General features: G+C 46.2%; 13 protein-coding genes. 7 read left to right on the plus strand and 6 right to left on the minus strand.

The window, feature by feature from the left end; genetic code table 11:
• Window positions 1-45: 45 nt before the first annotated feature.
• Both lptG and lptF read right to left on the minus strand, forming a co-directional pair.
• Complete coding sequence (gene lptG, locus JMA39_RS04020) at window positions 46-1,104, minus strand: LPS export ABC transporter permease LptG (RefSeq protein ID WP_202720541.1); 1,059 nt, start codon at window positions 1,102-1,104, stop codon at window positions 46-48.
• On the minus strand, window positions 1,101-2,216 hold the full coding sequence (gene lptF, locus JMA39_RS04025) for an LPS export ABC transporter permease LptF (RefSeq protein WP_202720542.1): 1,116 nt from the start codon (window positions 2,214-2,216) through the stop codon (window positions 1,101-1,103). The genes lptG and lptF overlap by 4 nt, the downstream gene beginning before the upstream one ends.
• A gap of 223 nt (window positions 2,217-2,439) precedes the next feature.
• Between lptF and pepA the strand changes: the two genes are divergently transcribed.
• On the plus strand, window positions 2,440-3,948 hold the full coding sequence (gene pepA, locus JMA39_RS04030) for a leucyl aminopeptidase (protein WP_202720543.1): 1,509 nt from the start codon (window positions 2,440-2,442) through the stop codon (window positions 3,946-3,948).
• A gap of 206 nt (window positions 3,949-4,154) precedes the next feature.
• Here pepA and JMA39_RS04035 read toward each other — a convergent pair whose 3' ends face one another.
• Window positions 4,155-5,477, minus strand: coding sequence for a hemolysin family protein (locus tag JMA39_RS04035; protein WP_202720544.1), 1,323 nt, complete (start codon window positions 5,475-5,477; stop codon window positions 4,155-4,157).
• A gap of 473 nt (window positions 5,478-5,950) precedes the next feature.
• Here JMA39_RS04035 and JMA39_RS04040 point away from each other — a divergent pair, with 473 nt between their 5' ends.
• Window positions 5,951-6,487 (plus strand): nuclear transport factor 2 family protein, encoded by a 537-nt coding sequence (locus tag JMA39_RS04040; protein ID WP_202720545.1) that lies wholly within the window; start codon window positions 5,951-5,953, stop codon window positions 6,485-6,487.
• 92 nt (window positions 6,488-6,579) lie between these two features.
• Window positions 6,580-7,113 (plus strand): redoxin domain-containing protein, encoded by a 534-nt coding sequence (locus tag JMA39_RS04045; RefSeq protein ID WP_202720546.1) that lies wholly within the window; start codon window positions 6,580-6,582, stop codon window positions 7,111-7,113.
• Between the two features lie 68 nt (window positions 7,114-7,181).
• Here the strand turns inward: JMA39_RS04045 and JMA39_RS04050 are convergent, their stop codons facing one another.
• Window positions 7,182-8,090, minus strand: a complete 909-nt coding sequence (locus JMA39_RS04050) for a LysR family transcriptional regulator (RefSeq protein WP_202720547.1) — start codon at window positions 8,088-8,090, stop codon at window positions 7,182-7,184.
• A 180-nt stretch (window positions 8,091-8,270) separates the two neighbouring features.
• On the opposite strand from JMA39_RS04050, the gene JMA39_RS04055 reads away from it, so the two are divergent.
• Window positions 8,271-9,308, plus strand: coding sequence for an alkene reductase (locus JMA39_RS04055; RefSeq protein WP_202720548.1), 1,038 nt, complete (start codon window positions 8,271-8,273; stop codon window positions 9,306-9,308).
• Window positions 9,309-9,381: 73 nt separating this feature from the next.
• On the opposite strand, the gene JMA39_RS04060 is transcribed toward JMA39_RS04055, so the two are convergent.
• A complete protein-coding gene (locus JMA39_RS04060; RefSeq protein WP_237732594.1) occupies window positions 9,382-10,638 on the minus strand; it encodes a DEAD/DEAH box helicase in 1,257 nt (418 codons plus the stop codon).
• Window positions 10,639-10,904: 266 nt separating this feature from the next.
• Between JMA39_RS04060 and JMA39_RS04065 the strand changes: the two genes are divergently transcribed.
• Window positions 10,905-11,396 carry a DNA polymerase III subunit chi gene (locus tag JMA39_RS04065; protein ID WP_202720550.1) on the plus strand — a complete coding sequence of 164 codons (492 nt, stop codon included), beginning with the start codon at window positions 10,905-10,907 and terminating at the stop codon, window positions 11,394-11,396.
• Window positions 11,397-11,415: 19 nt separating this feature from the next.
• On the plus strand, window positions 11,416-14,331 hold the full coding sequence (locus JMA39_RS04070; protein ID WP_202720551.1) for a valine--tRNA ligase: 2,916 nt from the start codon (window positions 11,416-11,418) through the stop codon (window positions 14,329-14,331).
• 131 nt (window positions 14,332-14,462) lie between these two features.
• On the opposite strand, the gene JMA39_RS04075 is transcribed toward JMA39_RS04070, so the two are convergent.
• A complete protein-coding gene (locus tag JMA39_RS04075; protein WP_202720552.1) occupies window positions 14,463-16,184 on the minus strand; it encodes a methyl-accepting chemotaxis protein in 1,722 nt (573 codons plus the stop codon).
• Between the two features lie 400 nt (window positions 16,185-16,584).
• Here JMA39_RS04075 and JMA39_RS04080 point away from each other — a divergent pair, with 400 nt between their 5' ends.
• Window positions 16,585-19,545 (plus strand): ImpA family metalloprotease, encoded by a 2,961-nt coding sequence (locus JMA39_RS04080; RefSeq protein ID WP_202720553.1) that lies wholly within the window; start codon window positions 16,585-16,587, stop codon window positions 19,543-19,545.
• Window positions 19,546-19,658 lie beyond the last annotated feature (113 nt).

Raw genomic sequence — 19,658 nt, forward strand, 5'->3', positions numbered from 1 at the left:
TGTTGATTGGCTTTTTTATGATTGCTGTATAGCAGCTAAGAAGGATTACTTCCTAATAAAGTAGAGTGCGCCAATACTAAATAGCAATGCGGGCATGCCAGCACTAATAAAGGCGGGTAAACCGTAAACGATACTTAGTGGCCCAAAAATCTCACTACAGATATAGAAGCTAAATCCTGCCACAACCCCAAGCAACACTCGCGCGCCCATGGTAACGGTTCTAAGCGGTCCAAATACAAACGACAGGGCGACCAGCATCATTACCGCAACGGTTACTGGCTGCAACAACTTGCGCCACAGTGCTAACTCATAACGTTCAGATGCCTGATTGTTATTTTTCAAATAATCGAGATAATCGAGTAAGCCTGCTATCGACAACGACTCAGGTTTAACCGATACCACACTCAGTTTTTCAGGGGTCAGTGAGGAAACCCACTTATCCTCTTCGAGGTTAGTTAGCACTACCTGCTCATTTTTAAACGTGGTTCTTCTCACATCTGTCAGCTGCCAATACTTATCCTTATACTCAGCATAATCCGCGTGTACGGTACTGGTTAAGTTAGTAGTATCGTTGAACTCATACAGGGTAATATCTCGCAGGCGGTCACTATCGACCACACCGCCAATATTAACGAATAACGGCCCATCTTTTGCCCAGATCCCACGGTTAGATTCAATTAACTTACCACCTGACACATTGGTACGTTTGATCTCTTTAGCCCTAAGCTCAGCAACAGGCGCAACCCATTCGGTTAGCATCATGACAATAATCATCAGTGGAATCGCCGTTTTCATTGCCGACATGGTGATCTGTAAACGAGACAAGCCCGCAGACTGCATCACCACTAACTCAGAGTTAGAGGCTAGCATGCCCATACCAATCAAGGCACCGAGTAACACGGCCATAGGGAAAAACAGCTCAATATCCCTTGGGATCAAAAACAGCACATAGACGCCAGCATCCATCATGGTGTAAGTACCACGCCCCACCAAACGTAGCTGGTCAACCCACTTAATAATGCCAGATAAACCCGTTAACACCAGCAAGGCTAAAGATGAGGTACTAATCAGAGTTCTAGCGATATAAAAATCTAATATTCTCATGCTTTGGCCGCCTTCTTACGCTTAAATAAGCCTGTGACTTTAGCACCGAGTGGCCGCTCTTTACCGAGCAATAATATACCAATAAAGAGCGCGGAAGCATGGATCCACCACATACCTAGATACTGTGGGATCACCCCATCTTCGAGTGACTTACGTCCAGCCACCATCAAACCAAAATAGCCTAAATAGAGTAGAATCGCAGGGAACATCTTAGCAAATTTACCTTGGCGATTATTCACTCGTGCCATAGGCACTGCAATCAGAGTCATCAGCGGGATCGCCAGCGGAATAGCTAAGCGCCAATGAAATTCTGCGGTCGCTTCTGGGCTATCGATATCCATTAGCTCACCAATTGGCATGGCAGACAGCTTACGGCGGCGTTCATCCACCTCTTGCTCTTTAATCTGCATTTGATAGCCACCAAACTCGACAACTTGATAATCGACGCGCTTTGGATTGCCCTGATACTGCACACCCTCTTCCAGCTGCAGACGCTGACCACCGGTCTCATCTTCGACCACTTTACCAGTACGTGCCACCACCACATTGGCGACGCCGGTTTCATCATCAGGCTCTGGTAACTGGGCAACAAACACCTTGTCTAATTGGTTATCACGACCAATGCGCTCGACAAACAGTACCGCACGACCATTAGGACTGGTTTGGAAGCGGCCCTGAGTCAACGCGGCCAGACCAGCCTCAGACTGGGCGTGTTCTAGCACTTGATTCTGCTGTTCCTCGGCCCAAGGCGCAACATAGATAGACAAAAATGCAGTAAACACCATGTTGATCACCGCAAGCAATAGCGTCACCCGAGTGATATACCACTCACTGATCCCTACGCCATGAAAAATAACCATCTCATTCTCGGCATACATGCGCCCATGGGCGAGCAAAATACCTAAGAAAAGACTTAGCGGTAACACTAAAACTGTGAGAAATGGCATGTTAAGACCCAATAAGGTCATAACAAGCGATGCAGGAAACTCGCCATCGGAGGCATCAGCAAGCACACGCACAAAATGTTGGCTAATAAAAATAGCTAACAGCACTAAAAGTACTGCGATTTGCGCTTTTAAAACTTCTCGAATCAGGTATCTAAATACAATCACAGTGAGGATCCGGTCTCCAAACTTTCATTTATGCTGGTATCAATACAACTTTCATGTAGACTGTCTACTTTTAGTAGTTTTGTAACCAACAATTACATAACATGGCCAGGGAAAACACTCGAAAAGAAAATTCTTGAGTGCGCCATATTTCGGCCCTTTTTGGGCATAAGCAGACATTATCTAATAAATAATAAAATTTGTCTTTAAGAATCTAGGAGAGCTCATGGAGTTTAGCGTAAAGAGCGGCAGTCCAGAAAAACAACGCTCAGCTTGTATCGTTGTTGGTGTATACGAACCAAGACGCTTGTCCGGTATCGCCGAACAGTTAGATAAAATCAGTGAAGGCTATATCAGCAACTTACTTCGTCGTGGCGACTTGGAAGGTAAGCCAGGACAGATGTTATTGCTTCATCATGTACCGAACGTACTTAGCGAGCGTGTTTTACTCGTTGGTTGTGGCAAAGAGCGTGAGCTTGATGAACGTCAATATAAGCAGATCATCACCAAAACCATCAACACCTTAAATGAAACGGGTTCTATGGAAGCAGTTTGTTTCCTTACCGAGTTACATGTTAAAGGACGCGACACCTACTGGAAAGTACGTGAAGCCGTTGAAACCACGCAAAACAGCCTTTATAGCTTCGATGCACTAAAAACACGCAAAGGCGAGACTCGTCGTCCACTGCGTAAGTTAGTATTTAATGTACCGACTCGCCGCGAATTGACCGTGGGTGAGCGCGCCATCGAGCACGGTATGGCCGTCTCTGCGGGCATGCACCTTTGCCGCGATGTGGCAAATATGCCACCAAATATCTGTAATCCAGCTTACTTAGCCTCGCAAGCTCGTCAAATCGCCGAAAATACTGAGAATCTAACAGTAACCACTCTCGGTGAAGAGCAGATGGAAGCTCTAGGCATGAACTCATACCTAGCAGTGGGTCGTGGTAGCCATAATGAGTCTGTTATGACCATCATGGAATATAAGGGTGCGGTAGATAATACCGAAAAGCCAATTGTCTTAATCGGTAAAGGCCTTACCTTCGACTCCGGCGGTATTTCACTTAAGCCTGGCGAAGCCATGGATGAGATGAAGTACGACATGGGCGGCGCAGCAGGTGTTATCGGTGCCATGAAGGCCCTATGTCAGATGCAGCTACCTATTAACGTTATCGGGATCTTGGCTGGCTGTGAAAACATGCCTTCAAGCAACGCTTATCGTCCAGGGGATATTCTTACGACTATGTCAGGCCAAACTGTAGAGGTGTTAAACACCGATGCTGAAGGCCGCTTAGTATTGTGTGATGTCCTGACCTATGTCGAGCGCTTTGACCCTGAACTGGTTGTCGATACCGCAACCCTAACAGGCGCCTGTGTCATCGCTTTAGGTAAGCATGCATCGGGTTTGTTCTCAGGTCATAACCCACTTGCCCATGAACTGCTAAATGCTGGTGAGCAAAGTGGTGATCGCGCGTGGCGCATGCCTTTATGGGATGAGTATCAAGAGCACCTTGAAAGCCCATTTGCAGATATGACAAACTTAGGTGGTCGTGCTGCTGGCTCAATTACCGCCGCCTGCTTCCTGTCTCGCTTTACTAAGAAGTACAACTGGGCCCATCTAGATGTGGCAGGTACGGCTTGGAACAGCGGAGCCAATAAAGGCTCAACCGGTCGACCAGTGCCACTGCTAACGCAGTTCCTGATCAACCGAGCAGGTATCGAACAGGGCGAGTAAGCCCAGCACGAAGTCAATATACATTGAAAGGCTAAACCTCTGGGTTTAGCCTTTTTTATTTTAACCTCCCACGCAGTAATGCCATACACTCTTGTGCAGAGGCTCAAGAAAAGCACTTAGTCAATTGCTGAGCGCAAAAACCTAAATTGGCGGTGAGTCAAGACTGACCCACCTCGGTTTAAGGTAATCGCGACAGCGAATGACTCTTAAGCTTTAAGCTCTAACTCTTCAGCCATAGTCGGCTCTTCAATACGAGTCACCAACAACTGATCCACTTTATAGCTATCCACATCCACCACTTCAAACTTAAAGCCCGCATGTGTTACTGAGTCAGTGCACTTTGGAATTTTACGCAGCATAAACATCATAAAACCAGCGATAGTTTCGTAGTTATGATTTTGTGGAAACTCTTCAATATCCAGCGCACGCATAACATCAATAATCGGCGTTACGCCATCCATCAGCCAAGAGCGTTCATCGCGGGCAATGATCTGCTCTTCACTTTCAGGTAAAGACCAAGCACCCATCACCGCATCTTGCAGGTCTTTAGCCGTCACCACACCGACGACCAGAGAGTATTCATTCATCACAATCGCGAAATCTGCACGACTATTCTTAAAATAATCCATCGATTCTGACAGGCTTAATGTGTCAGGAATGATAAAGCAGTTGGTCACCAATTTTTTATCGGTAAGGCTTATTTTCTCGCCGTTAATTAGGCAGATAAGTAATTTCTTAGCGTTAACAATACCCACAACGGTATCTAACTGCTCATCACAAACTAAGAAGTTAGAGTGGGGTTGCTGGGCAATCTTGGCTTTAATTTCCTCTTCACTATCTTGTAGCAAGAAATACGCTAAGCTCTCACGCGCCGTCATGGCAGCTGTTACTGGAATAGTTTGCATTTCAAACACTTTTTCCATCATCAGCTGATCGCCTTTATCAAGCACACCCGCTTCTGCGCCCGCATCCATCACAGCATAAATATCATCTGAGGTCACCGCATCATTACGGGCAGTTTGAACTTGAAACACTCGAAACACGAAATTCGCAAGACCATTGAAGAACCAAACCAAAGGTTTTAGTACCACGATGCAGACCATCATAGGGCCAACAAAGGTCATAGCGACCTTTTCAGGAAACGCCATGGCTAGACGTTTAGGCATCAGATCTGCAATCAGAATAAACAAGCTCGTTACAAAGACGAAAGAGAGCAAGAAGCTCATCTTATCTAGCCAAGGACCACTCAACCAACTCGATAGGAACGAGTGAAAATAGGGAGTAAAAGCTGACTCACCCACGATACCCCCCATGATGGCGACCGCATTTAAGCCTATCTGTACCACAGTAAAAAAGTTACCTGGCTGAGATTGCAGCAGCAACACTTTATCGGCTCGAGCGTCCCCTTCAGATGCAAGCTGGCGCAGACGAATTTTACGCCCTGCCGCGAGGGCAATTTCCGACATAGAGAAAAAACAACTGACTCCAATCAGGAGCAATATAATCACAGCATTATCAAAGAAGCTCATTTAGCACCTTTCTCAAAACTAAAAACACACTATCCCTCTACTGCATATCATTATTTCTACTTATCGGTACTCATTTTCCCTAAGCAGAACTCAGTATAATGACCAACCTCCTATTGGCGCGATCGCGGAGTATATCCCCAATACAGACAACTCACCAGCTAATAAATTAACCAATGTGAGCGATTAATTTTTTATCACATAGACAAAAGCAAAGAGCTTCACCCAACCCCTTGTTTGCATAAAAAATAATCAACAATGATTTTCATGTCCTTCGAATCCCCCCAATCTCTGTAAAACATAATTAATCGAAAACATTCCTCAATGGAATAGATGCTATGCATATAGCCGCACTTATCAAGATGATATCGAATGGCTAACATCTCCTCATCGCTTTAGTAGCCAATTCACTCACTTGGTAATTTCAACTTCAGCGGCTAATTAAACCAAATGAAAATGACACGAGGATTAACACCATGGACATGCAGCAAAAACTTCAGCAACTATTAGATAAACAAGAAATGACCGAGCTTATGTATAAGTTCGCTCGAGCATTGGACAGAGTCGATGGTGAACTGATGAAGTCAACCTACTGGGAAGATGCGATTGAAGAACATCAAGACCCTATTTTCCCAGATCTGTTTTTCTATAATGATAACGCTCATCAATTTGTTGAGCCTGCAATGGAAGGCTTTAGAGCCTTAAAAGTCACTCAGCACAGGATCAGCAACCCTCTTATCGAGATCGACGGCGATACAGCAACCGCAGAGGCTTACGTTTGGGCATATCATGTACATGAAGAGGACGGTGTCGATAGAGAGGGAATTCTAGGCGGACGACATCATTTCCGCTTCGAACGCCGAGGCGATATTTGGAAAATTAACCATCGTTCTACTGTATTTGACTGGAACCAAAACCAAAATGCCACGGCGATTTGGGCCGATAACTTCAGTGATAAGTATCGAGGCAAACGCAACCATCAAGATGACAGCTACAATTACATCTCAATCTAACCTTTTTGACTTAAGTAAATGATGAAGGCCGCCATCGGCCTCCATAAAGATAAGTACACATTAGCAACGTTCCACCAGATAAGGGTAATAATATGTCATCAATGAAATTTACTGCAGGAGCCCCCTTTCCTAGCATTCAACTGCCTACCCTAGCGGGAGAATCAATCGCTTTAGGGACTCCAGCGCAGGGAAGTGATTGGCGATTAGTAATCATTTACCGAGGCAAACACTGCCCACTATGTACTCGCTACCTCAACGAAGTGGAGAAATTTGCAGCCGATTTTCTAAAATTGGGCATCGATATCGTAGCCGCTTCAGCTGATTCACTAGAGCAAGCACAGATTCATAAGAGCAACTTAGCTGTCAGCTTCCCTATCGCTTACAATCTCACTATCGAGAATATGCAGCAGCTTGGGCTTTATATCTCTCACCCACGCTCAGAGAAAGAAACCGACCATCCCTTTGCCGAGCCCGGATTGTTTGTCATCAATGATAAGGGGCTCGTTCAAGTGTTAGATATTTCCAATGGTCCCTTTGCGCGCCCTGAACTGGCCATCTTATTATCTGGCCTAAGCTTTATCCGCGACCCAGAAAACAATTACCCGATCCGTGGCACTTACTTTTAATCGTAACTGAGGTAGAAGAAAGTGAGCTTAGCCTTATCAAAAGCCAACACAGAAGTGTTGGCTTTCGCTTACCGATAGCTGGAGCTTTCGGCTAGACGCTGCTTTAGGAAATCAATAAAGCAGCGAGCTTTTAACGGCACATAACGGCTCTGTGGATAGATAGCATTAAAAGGTAATGGTTTAGCGGTGTAATTTGACAGTATCGCTTTGAGGTTTCCTTCTTTTATATGCTCATCGACCATCCATATTGGCAGCTGAACAACTCCTAAGCCGTCAAGGGCTAGTTGTAATATCGCCTCACCATTATCACAGCGACAATTACCACTCACAGGCACAGAGATCTTATCACCGCTTTCTTTAGCTTGCTCAAAATGCCAAATATTGACCGACTTTAACATTGAGTAGACGATACAGTTATGAGTTCTCAGTTCCTGAGGCGCTTCTGGCTCACCAAAGCGCTTTAAGTAGTCTGGCGATGCAACGACAACCATGGGGTTATCGAATAAATGTCTTGCGATTAGCGATGAGTCCTCAAGCTGCTTAGCTCGAATAGCCACATCTATCCCTTCAGCAATTAAGTCCACGTGCTTATCACTGAGCATCAGATCCACTTTTATCTCAGGGTAACACTCGAGAAAATGACTCAAAAATGGCGCGATAAATTGGCAGCCAAATACAATTGGAGCCGCCACACGAAGCACACCTTTAGGCGATGCCTGTTGCGATCGAACTTGCGCCTGCGCTTCATCAAGCTCACCAATAATCGCCACACAACTTTCATAATATGCGGTGCCGACTTCGGTCATCGAATTTTCTCTGCTACTACGAGTGAGCAATTTCGCCCCTAGCAGACTTTCCAGAGCAGCGACTTTCTTGCTGATTGTCGCTTGGGTCGTGTTTTGCTCTCTGGCTGCGGCTGAAAAACTGCCGCTTTGTACTACACGAACAAATGCCCTCATCGCACCTAACTGATCCATCTAACCTCCAGAGTTTAAGCTGTTCCCCATACGGATCACCTTAGTGACTAACTAAACTCTCGTCTTCACAAGAATTCCATTATGGAATTAATACTATTCATTTTAGTCTAATTCTATTCCTGTTCTCTGTCACTTATAGTCAGCAAAACCCAATTAACTTTCCTTGCAGAGATCCTACCGATGAAATACAGCCCCTTATTTAAGCCATATAAACTAAGCGAACAGCTGAGATTAAAGAACCGTATTGTGATGGCACCAATGAATCGTAGTATGGCAGATGATAAATTTGTCCCAACAGAAGCAATGATGAACTACTACGCTCGTCGAGCCGATACTGGCTTAATCATTTCCGAGTCGCTTATGATCTCCCCAAATGCCCAAGGCTACCCCAATACACCCGCAATCTATGCGCCTGAACATATAGCGGGCTGGAAAAAAGTCACCGATAAGGTTCATGATAACGGCGGTAAAATCTTTGCTCAGTTATGGCACACAGGCAGAGTTTCGCACCCAATTTATTTAAATGGACAGCAGCCGTGGGCTCCGTCAGCAGTACCACTTGAGGGACGTGTACCTCGCACCGATAATTTGCAATATGGCACCCCCAAAGAGATGACGGAGCAGGAGATAGAGCTAATCGTTACTGAGTTTGCTAATGCCGCTGCCAATGCCAAAGAAGCCGGTTTTGATGGCGTCGAGCTCCATGCTGCAAACGGTTATCTACTCGATCAGTTCTTACATTGGGATACCAACCGACGCACTGATGCTTGGGGGGGAAGCGCTGAGAATATGAGCCAAATATTGTTTAACGTTATCGATGCGGTAAAACAAAACATTGAGCATGTTGGCGTCCGTATATCTCCTGTCGCCTATCTGAATCTCGAGCATGATGAACGGGATATTCTTGTTTCTAACCACCTACTTCAACGTCTAAATGATTGTAATTTGAGCTACGTTCATACCGGTATGTTCGAAGACACTTATCAGGCACAGTTACAAGGTAGCGTAACCCAGTACATTAAAAGCCTATACCACGGAACCATTATCGCTTGTGGTGGCTATAGCGCAGAAAATGGCAGCATGACCATAAGTCAAGGTGATGCTAACTTAGTCGCAATTGGAAGACCACTGATAGCTAACCCCGATTATGTTGAGAAAATACGGACTAAAAAGCCACTAACCGTCTACGATGCAGAGATGTTAAATCAACTCATTTAGGCTTTATCTATAATTAAAAGTAACCACGACAAGGAAGTCGTATTTTCCAATCTAGACCGCTATTTTAAACTGATTATTTAGTCGGAAATTTTGTCCGTTTAGCGGCAAATTCTTTGGCGCTGCGCTTATTCTGGCTGCGACGATTAGCCTTTTTATCCCTTGGTGCCCTTTTACTTTCACCCGATGACGGCTTATCCGTCACCTCAAACCCGTCAAGAGCCTCAAGTTTAAGATCTCGCCCAGTTAACAACTTAATCGCCTTTAGGCTATCGGCCTCACCATGACACACCAGCGATATAGCGATACCGTTATCGCCAGCTCTCGCGGTGCGGCCAATGCGATGTACGTATACAGGGGCGCTACTAGGCAGATCCAGATTGATCACCACTGGCAATGCATCGATATGAATGCCGCGAGATAAGAGGTCGGTTGTCACTAATACCTGCAGTTCACAGGCCTTAAATGCCTCGAGCGTTTGCTGCCTCTGTAGATGTTCTTTATCACCATGCAGTGCAGCGGCATTAATCCCCGCTTTTACTAACCTTTTAGCGAGCTTATCGGCATCGTCTCGCCCATTGATAAACACCAATACCTGTGACCACTGATGCTGTTTTATTAGGGCCGTCAACGCCCTCGCCTTGTCGCCCTTATTCACTAAATACAGCGACTCGTTAATATCGCTAACCACGCTATTAAGCGCTTGAGCCGCTATCTTTTTGGGGTTATTTAATAACTTAAGCGCCTTGTCATTGAGCTCTGGCGCAAGTGTTGCAGAAAACAGCAAGGTCTGGCGGTTAGCGGGCATAAACTCAAGAATAGACTCTACATCTGGCCAAAAGCCCATCTCTATTAGCCTGTCGGCCTCATCGAGTACTAACTGTTTTACCGAGCTAAGTGAAAGTTGTTGCTGGCGCAGAAAATCGAGTAATCGCCCTGGTGTTGCCACCACAAGCTGCGGTTTTCTCTGTAACGGATTCTGCTCAAGCTGTTTCAGTTGCTCAGCCTTATCAACGCCGCCGTATAATACGGTTATCCCCATGCTGGCCGACACTAACTTAAGCGCCTCACCAACTTGCAACGCCAATTCACGAGTTGGCACTAACACGAGTGCGCAGATCTCGCCCGAGTGAGTATTATCATTGATGATAGTGTGAAGCAATGGCAGCCCATAAGCATAGGTTTTACCGCTGCCCGTTTGCGCCAGCGCTAATAGATCTTTGCCCGCTAATACTTCAGGGATAGCAAGTCGTTGTATGTCGGTGGCGACAGACAGTTTCGCAGGTAGTTTAGACACGATTTCGGCGCAAAGGTTAAGGTCGGAAAATTTCATAATATGGGCTAATAACGGCAATTGCATGGAGTGTAGCGATAGCGGCGCTATTAGTAAAATTAACTGCTTAGCCCATCCCTAAACTGCGCTTAAAACAAACGCGGCAATGAGCTAAGCCCAGAAGCCCTGTTCACCAACAAATAAATCCACGATTAGAGGCTGATCTCTGAGCGACTTTTAGTGTAAAATCTCCTCTTTCGTCAGCCAAAAAGCCGAAGCAATAGCAAGCTATCTCTTCGAGCAGGTCATCAAGCAGGTTTTTAAGCATGTCGCCAAGCCAATCACAGGCTCAGTTTTATCTGATGCCAAAGGGTGCACAGCACGCATCTAATGCGCCCAAATTGGCGCTTGAGCAAGTGTATCTTCTTGCCTGCCAATTGGCACAGCGAGCCTTTACCCGTCAAGAGTTGGTCTACATTCATTGCCAGGATCAACAGCAGGCTTACGCTATCGATGAATTACTATGGCAATTTGAGCCGCAATCTTTCGTGCCCCACAACCTTAAAGGTGAAGGCCCGTTAGGCGGTGCACCGGTAGAAATTGGCTTTGATAGACTTGGTGCCAACAAAAAACGTCATCTTCTGATTAATCTTGCAGACCAAGTGCCGCAATTTGCGGTAAACTTTGAACAGATTATCGATTTCGTTGCTAATGACGATAGCCATAAAGCGATTGCACGCGATCGTTACAGACAGTATCGCACACTTGGAATTGCATTAAGCACCCAAGATATAGCAACACAACCTATTAATTTTTAGTTTGAGATAAACACGCCCCATGGAAAAAACATATAACCCGCAGTCTATCGAACAGTCTCTCTACCAAAACTGGGAAGAGAAAGGTTACTTCAAGCCACACGGCGATGAGTCTCAAGGCAACTATTGCATCATGATCCCGCCACCAAACGTGACGGGTAGCTTGCACATGGGCCACGCCTTCCAAGATACCATTATGGACACCTTGACTCGTTACCAACGTATGAAGGGTAAGAACACCCTTTGGCAGGTCGGTACTGACCACGCCGGTATCGCTACTCAGATGCTGGTTGAGCGAAAAGTCGCAGCGGAAGAAGGGCTAAGCCGCCACGATCTTGGCCGTGAAAACTTTATCGACCGTATTTGGGACTGGAAAGCACAGTCGGGTGGCACTATCACTAAGCAGCTACGTCGTCTTGGCGCATCTGTAGATTGGGATCGTGAACGTTTCACCATGGATGAAGGCATGTCAGAAGCGGTACAAGAGGTGTTTGTACGCCTGTACGAAGATGACCTAATCTACCGCGGTAAGCGTCTTGTGAACTGGGATCCTACCCTGCACACGGCTATCTCTGACTTAGAAGTTGAAAACAAAGAAAAACAAGGCAGCATGTGGCACTTCCGCTACCCGCTAGCCGATGGCGCATTAACCGCTGACGGTAAAGATTACCTAGAAGTGGCGACTACGCGTCCAGAAACCATGCTTGGTGATAGTGCGGTAGCCGTTCACCCAGACGATGAGCGTTATCAATCACTCATTGGTAAGTTCATTCTACTGCCTATCGTAAACCGTCTAATCCCTATCGTTGCAGATGATTATGTGGATATGGAATTCGGTACAGGTTGTGTGAAAATCACTCCTGCTCACGACTTTAACGACTACGAAGTCGGTAAGCGTCATGAACTGCCTATGTACAACATCTTAACTATCGATGCGGCAATTCGCTCAAGCGCCGAAGTAGTTAACACCGATGGCACTGCAAACAACGACTTAGATAATAGCCTACCAGAGCGTTATGCTGGTCTTGATCGTTTCAAGGCGCGTACCGCTATCGTCGAAGAATTTGAAACGCTTGGCCTACTTGGCAAAATCGATCCACACGCATTGAAGGTGCCTTACGGTGATCGCTCTGGCGTCGTTATCGAGCCACTATTAACAGACCAGTGGTATGTTGCTGTTGCGCCTATGGCTAAGACTGCGATGGAAGCCGTTGAAAACGGTGACATCAAGTTCGTGCCACAGCAGTACGAAAACATGTACAACTCTTGGATGCGTGACATTCAGGACTGGTGTATTTCACGTCAGCTTTGGTGGGGTCACCGTATCCCAGCTTGGTACGACGAAGCTGGTAAAGTTTACGTTGGCCGTGATGAAGCTGAAGTGCGTGCAAAGCACAAACTTGATGATTCAGTGGTTCTACGCCAAGACGCCGACGTACTCGATACTTGGTTCAGCTCTGCATTGTGGACATTCTCTACACTAGGCTGGCCAGAAGATACAGCTGAGCTTAAAGCCTTCCACCCAACAGATGTGTTGGTTACTGGTTTTGACATCATCTTCTTCTGGGTTGCCCGTATGATCATGATGACCATGCATTTCATCAAAGATGAAAACGGCAAGCCACAGGTTCCGTTCAAGACGGTATACGTGACAGGTCTTATCCGTGATGAAGCGGGTAACAAGATGTCTAAGTCTAAGGGTAACGTACTAGACCCACTCGATATGATTGACGGTATCGATCTTGAGTCTCTTGTTGAAAAGCGCACTGGCAACATGATGCAGCCTCAACTTGCCGCTAAGATTGAAAAGAGCACGCGTAAAGAGTTTGCCGACGGCATCGAGCCGCACGGTACGGACGCACTGCGCTTTACACTAGCGTCTATGGCATCGACTGGTCGTGACATCAACTGGGATATGAAACGCCTAGACGGTTACCGCAGCTTCTGTAACAAGATCTGGAACGCATCACGTTACGTGTTAATGAACACTGAAGTGCAAGCTGAAGGTGCTAGCGATGATGCAATCGGCGAAGCATTAGATTGCGGCCAGCTTCTTGTTGATGGCAAACCGGGTGAAATGGAACTGTCGCTTGCTGACCGTTGGATTATCGGTCTGTTCAATGAAACAGTTAAAGCCTATGACGAGCATATGGCAAACTACCGTTTCGACCTAGCTGCTAACACGATTTACGAGTTCACTTGGAACCAATTCTGTGACTGGTACTTAGAGCTAACTAAGCCTGTAATGCAAAGTGGTAGCGATGCACAACTGCGTGGTACACGTCATACTCTAGTTAACGTGCTTGAGCAGATGCAGCGACTAATGCACCCAATCATGCCATACCTAACCGAGACGATTTGGCAGCGCGTTAAGCCGCTTGCAGGCGTTGAAGGCGATAGCTTAATGCTAGCTCAGTTCCCTGAGTATCAAGCAGATAAAGTTGATGCTACAGCGATGGAAGATCTTGAGTGGGTTAAGCAGGTGATTGTTGCGGTACGTAACATCCGTGCAGAGCTAAACATTGCCCCATCTAAGCCGCTAAACGCACTACTGCGTGGCGTGAGTGAGCAAGATAAGGCGCGCCTTGAAGCGAACCAAACCTTCTTCAAGACGCTAGCGAAACTAGAATCAATGACGATTCTAGCTGACGGTGAAACTGCGCCAATGTCTACTACACAGTTAGTGGGCAACATGGAGCTATTGATCCCAATGGCAGGTCTAATCGATGTGGCTAAAGAAGTGGCACGTATCGATAAGCTACTTGAAAAAGCTGAAGCTGAGTACAAGCGTATCGAAGGTAAGCTATCTAACCAAGGTTTCGTAGCTAAAGCCCCTGCAGCCGTGATTGAAAAAGAGCGTGCTAAGCAAGCTGAATACCAGCGTGATATGGACAAACTAACTGAGCAGAAAGCCGAGCTTGCTAAGTTAGAAGGTTAAACTGAAAGGCTACTAGCCTCGAATTTACCCCATAAAAAAGGGCTGTCATCGACAGCCCTTTTTGTTATCTCAATTTCAGCCCCTAGGCTCTCTAGGCTCAGGTATCATAGACATGGGTATCAGCACTAATATCAAACTTGATAGTAAGCGATCTCTTGCTGCATACTTTCAGCAAGCTGAGCTAACTCATGGGTAGCAGCTTGCGTTTGCTCTGCGCCCGCCGCGGTTTGATCTGAAATATCGCTAATATTGATAATATTACGGTTGATCTCTTCCGTTACTAAGCTCTGCTCTTCTGACGCCGTGGCTATCTGTGTATTCAAGCCATTGATCTGTTCAATACTGGTCATGATTTGCAGCAAAGCGGTGCCAGCTTGTGCCGATTTCTCCACGCTTAATTTAGCCTGTTCAGTACCGCGCTCCATCATCAACATTGAGTCACGTGCGCCTTGCTGTAGATGCTGAATCATCTTCTGGATCTCTTCAGTCGAGTCCTGCGTACGCTTGGCAAGCGATCGAACCTCATCGGCCACTACGGCAAAACCTCTCCCCTGCTCACCAGCACGCGCCGCCTCAATAGCGGCGTTAAGTGCTAACAGGTTGGTCTGCTCAGAGATCCCTTGAATCACATCCACCACGCTACCAATTTCATCGGAAGACTTAGATAGTAACCTCATCGCTTCTGTCGCACCATCCATCTCGGTAGATAGAGTCTCAATCACAGAGATACTCTCATCGACAACGGCCTGACCATGATGCGCCGCATCGTTAGCCTCTAACGATGAACTTGCTGCCGCTTCTGCGCTTTGGGCCACCTCTCTCACCGTCGCAGTAAACTGATGAATAGCAGCGGCGATCTGCTGTGTCTGTTGCTGCTGCTCAACCACATTACGTTGAGTCTGCGTCGATACCACAGAGTTTTCTTCGGCCGCACTGGCTAAACGAGAGGTAGACTCATGGGTATTTTGCACCGCATGCTGAAACCTTGCCGCTATCCGGTTAACGTAGTCAGCGATATGCGAAAACTCATCATCACCACCGATCTCGATACGTTTAGTCAAATCGCCATTAGCAATATCGTTGGCCGTCATTTCAAGCTCTGTCATCGCCTTCCCCATACGGCGAACGATTAACGATGAGCTAATGGTGATCACCAAGATACAAACACTTGAAAAAATCGCCACCAATAAGATATACACCCGCATATCTTCATTAAAGCCTACAAAAGTCTCTTCACCACCAGCAACCTGCAGGTCTAAAAATGATTGCGCTTCGGCGGTAATATTCTTAAACAGTGGGTTAATCTGAGTCAGTAAGACTCGATTTGCCGCTTCATATTCGCCTCGTTGTAATGACTCTATAGTTGGATTGAATCCCTGAGAAACCACCTTATCAAGCCAGCTCTTTAAGCGATTAACTTGCTGGCGCTCTTCATTATCTAATTTGGCTCCTAAGATCTCATTATCGATGATGTTATGCAGCTGGGCGATAGCCGCTTGAGCCTGCGAAATATGTAACGTCAGCGGGTGATTGTGCATTTCAGAGAATTGACTACTCGGATCATGCTGAAATGCCAATAACAGTTCGCTACGTGCAATTGCGAGTTCATTGAGTACCTTACCCGCCCGAATACTATGCTGCATGCCTTGGGCATGCAGCTCGCCTATCGACTCTCCGGCATCTTGCATACCGGTAATGCCTTTATAGCCTAAGAATAAAAATGAAATTACGGTCAGAAATACGATAAATTTAAGTTGAAATCGTACCGATTTAAAAAGCGAAATAAAGCCGGGCTTTGATTGATGAGATTGGCGAACCTCATCATGCCCTAACTGTTCGATTAATACAGACATATTAATTCCTGTTCCCCATCAGTATTGATGGAATCATGAAAACAAAAGCTCTCTAATGCATTCGTCCTACCACAAGTAAAACAATGCTGAAGCAGCATAGTGAAATTGCTCAAATTTGGTATACATATATAAAACATGTGTTTAAATTATTGATATTGCTCACAAGAGCGAGATTATTTCACACTGCGCCGCTATCTTGGTCGCTTTACTCTGCAGGACTTAAAACACTTTAATAGACTTTCCTCAGGTCAAATCCCCCATTATCACAGCTAACGTCAATTTGGTGACGACGTCAATAAACCGCCTTAACGATTGTTTTATAAGCTTTATTTATTTGCATTGTTGATTTTAATATCAAAAGTACTCAAGATGTGAGCAAATTCGACAAAGTGTTAATAAAATGAAGTATTGGTTACTATCTAGTTGCGTATTACTGGGCTTATCGGCCTGCGGAGGCTCGGACAGTTCGGACTCTGATAACAGCGGTGTTGTTCCGCCCACGGTTCAAGCACCTAGTGTAGAGTTAGGAGAAACATTAACCTTCTGGAACGATAAGCTAATTAGCCTAACGGCCACTGTAAATATCTACGCCTCTGGTAGCTCAACATTCAAGTGGCAGCAAGTGTCTGGGCCAGAAGTGTCACTCTCAAGCGCCAGCCTTGAAGGCGTGACTATCGATGCCAGCGCGCTCGAACAAGACAGCAGCATTACACTTAGCCTAACCGTCACCGATAGCAGTAATCAAACCACTAGTGATCAGCTAACTATCCAACTTAACGATAGAATTAACGCAGCGATGACAACTGGCAATGCCAGTATTGCTGCCGACCTCTCACCGCAAATAGCCAAGCGGGCACTGAAACATATTGCGCAATATCGCTCAGATGGCAAAACACTCATCAACAACATCTACCAAGCTGACGTAGTGCAGTATGACCAAGGTCGTCACTCGCAGATGATCCAACTTGCCGACGCCGAGCATGGCTACCCCAAAAATAAAGCTTACGCCATTGTCACTGGCAACAAAGGCCTGACCTTTGCTGCTGCCAACGATAAAGCAGGCCAGCGCAATGCCGCTTTTGGTACCGATATCATTTCCAGCATGCAGCAAGACAATAACGCCAGTTTCGAGCCAAGCTTTAAGCGTTTACTCGGCTGGATGTTAGCTCAAGATCAAACGGCTCTTACGGACCCTAAGCAGATAAGGCTTTTTTTGATGAGCGGTAGTACCGTTAATCGCATCAATAGCTGGATTGGCGAGCATTATCCGAATTGGCAAGTTGAAACCTGTAGCGATAAAGCAACGCTTTCAAGCTGCTTAGCACAGGCGCAATTGGTGATCACCGGCTCTTCAGAGCTATTTTCTATCGAAACAGTAGAACGGCTTATCACGCAGATACAAGTAAACAAACAACCACTGCTCTATCTACATCTGCACAGCTGGAATAGCGTGCCATTAACCCAAACCGTGCTTAACCCTATGGGATTTAGCATGCAGGGGACTGGCGGGCCCGGGAACTACTTCGCTCAAGACAAGGCTGATTGGAGCGCTGCAAGCGCCATGCTTGAAAGCTACAGCGCACTCGACAGTGAGCAACTATGGCTAACACTGTTTGACAATGAGCGAGTCGACTTCAATCTCGCCAACTGCGCCAGCAATTGTGACCCTAGATTTAACGATGACTATCGTCCAGCTCTAGCGAGTATTCGTAGTAATATCCAAGCAATAGAAACAAGCAAACTTGATATCTTTAATCAGCCAGACTATTCCCTCTATAAGCTGCTTATTCTTTTGGGTGACAACTATCGTCAAGCTATCCAATATCCGATGGACGTGGCCACCAGCGATAGCCTCAATTATCTAAAAGCCTATTACGCCGATCATAGCGTATATAACTTCCGTGATATTAATCCCGTGCAAAAGGATTTAGGTAACTTTAGTCGCAGCGACTTTAGCCACATCAGCGCGGTAAACCAAGAGGTTAGCCTTAGCAGCAAGAAAGGTTTCCGCTCTGCAGGCGTATACGCCCTACCTGGACAAACTGTGAGTGTGAGCCGTAAAGACAACAGTGACGTGCGCACCTGGGTCTTTATCAACACGCTACGCTCAGGCTCAACCCATGAGTTTGCCAGCAAGGGTTACAACCGTCCTAAATTACTGCAATCGACTCATATTGAAGTTAAGGCTGGTGAAACCATAAAATTTACCAGTCCTTATGGTGGACCGATGCAGATCCGTTTTGATCAAACCGATCTGCCGACACAGTTTAGCTTTAGCCAAGTTGGCAAGCACCCATATTGGCGCAAAGGCATGGATAGCAATAAGTTCATGCAAGACTTAGCGGCAAATCAATATGACTGGAGCGAGCTGGCAACAGCGCATTTTGAGGTGCACTCCAAGCTCGATAAGATGCAAAAGACCATGGAGCATGAACCACTTTGGAATACGCCAGAGAAGATGGCTACCGCCATCATGACGCAAGTACATAATTACCCACATCTGTTAGCAGGCTTTAAGGGACCCTTTATCGATGAAGTCGCAGAAATAACAGACTTTGCCGTCAGCCAAGGTTGGCAAGTCGATAGCATAGATACCGTTAAGCATATGAACGCTGACCAAGCCACCTGTGGCTCTGGCTGCTCAGGTAACCCTTACGATGCTTACTGGTCATTTAGCCCAACAGGACACGGAGACATTCATGAACTTGGCCACGGCTTAGAAAAGGGCCGTCTACGTTTTGATGGTCATGATGGTCACGCATCGACTAACCCATACTCCTACTACACTAAGTCTCGCGCCTATACAGAGCTAGGTAAGCTCCCTTCTTGCCAAGGGCTGGATATTGATGATGAATTTGCCGTGCTGCAAGCGAGTATGAAGCAAGCCGATCCATTTTCTTATATGCAAGCCGCCAAGTTAACAAGTTGGTCAAACGGCATGGCAACCATGCTACAGATGATGGTTGCAGCACAAAAACACGGTGCACTGGAAAACGGTTGGCATCTGCTCGCAAGATTGCACATCTTACTGCGAGAGTTTGAACGGGCTAAGGGCGCTGAGGAGCTTTGGCTAGAGAAGCGTGCTCAGCTAGGCTTCAGTCAATTTAGCCTAGACGCAGCCAAGAATATCTCAAATAACGACTTCTTAATGGTGGGCATGAGTTACGCCACTAAACTGGATTATCGTGAGCTTTATCAGATGTGGGGCTTAGCTACCAGCCAAGCGGCCAAAGATCAGATTGCAGCCTTCAACTTCAGCGTTATAGGCAGGGAAGTCTATGTCTATAATCCTGGCGATTACTGCCTAAGCTTAGATCTGCAAGCGGTTGCCGTCGATGGTCAGCAGCCGTGGCCACTGTAAATCGTTAGCCATACAATAAGCAGCTTTCAGTAAAAGCCATCTAATCGCAATCACCATATTATTAGATGGCTTTTATATTCTAGCTTCTGTTTTCGAGGCTCACAGATGCTGTT

The sequence above is a fragment of the Shewanella schlegeliana genome, assembly GCF_016765635.1.
Taxonomy (GTDB): Bacteria; Pseudomonadota; Gammaproteobacteria; order Enterobacterales; family Shewanellaceae; genus Shewanella; species Shewanella schlegeliana.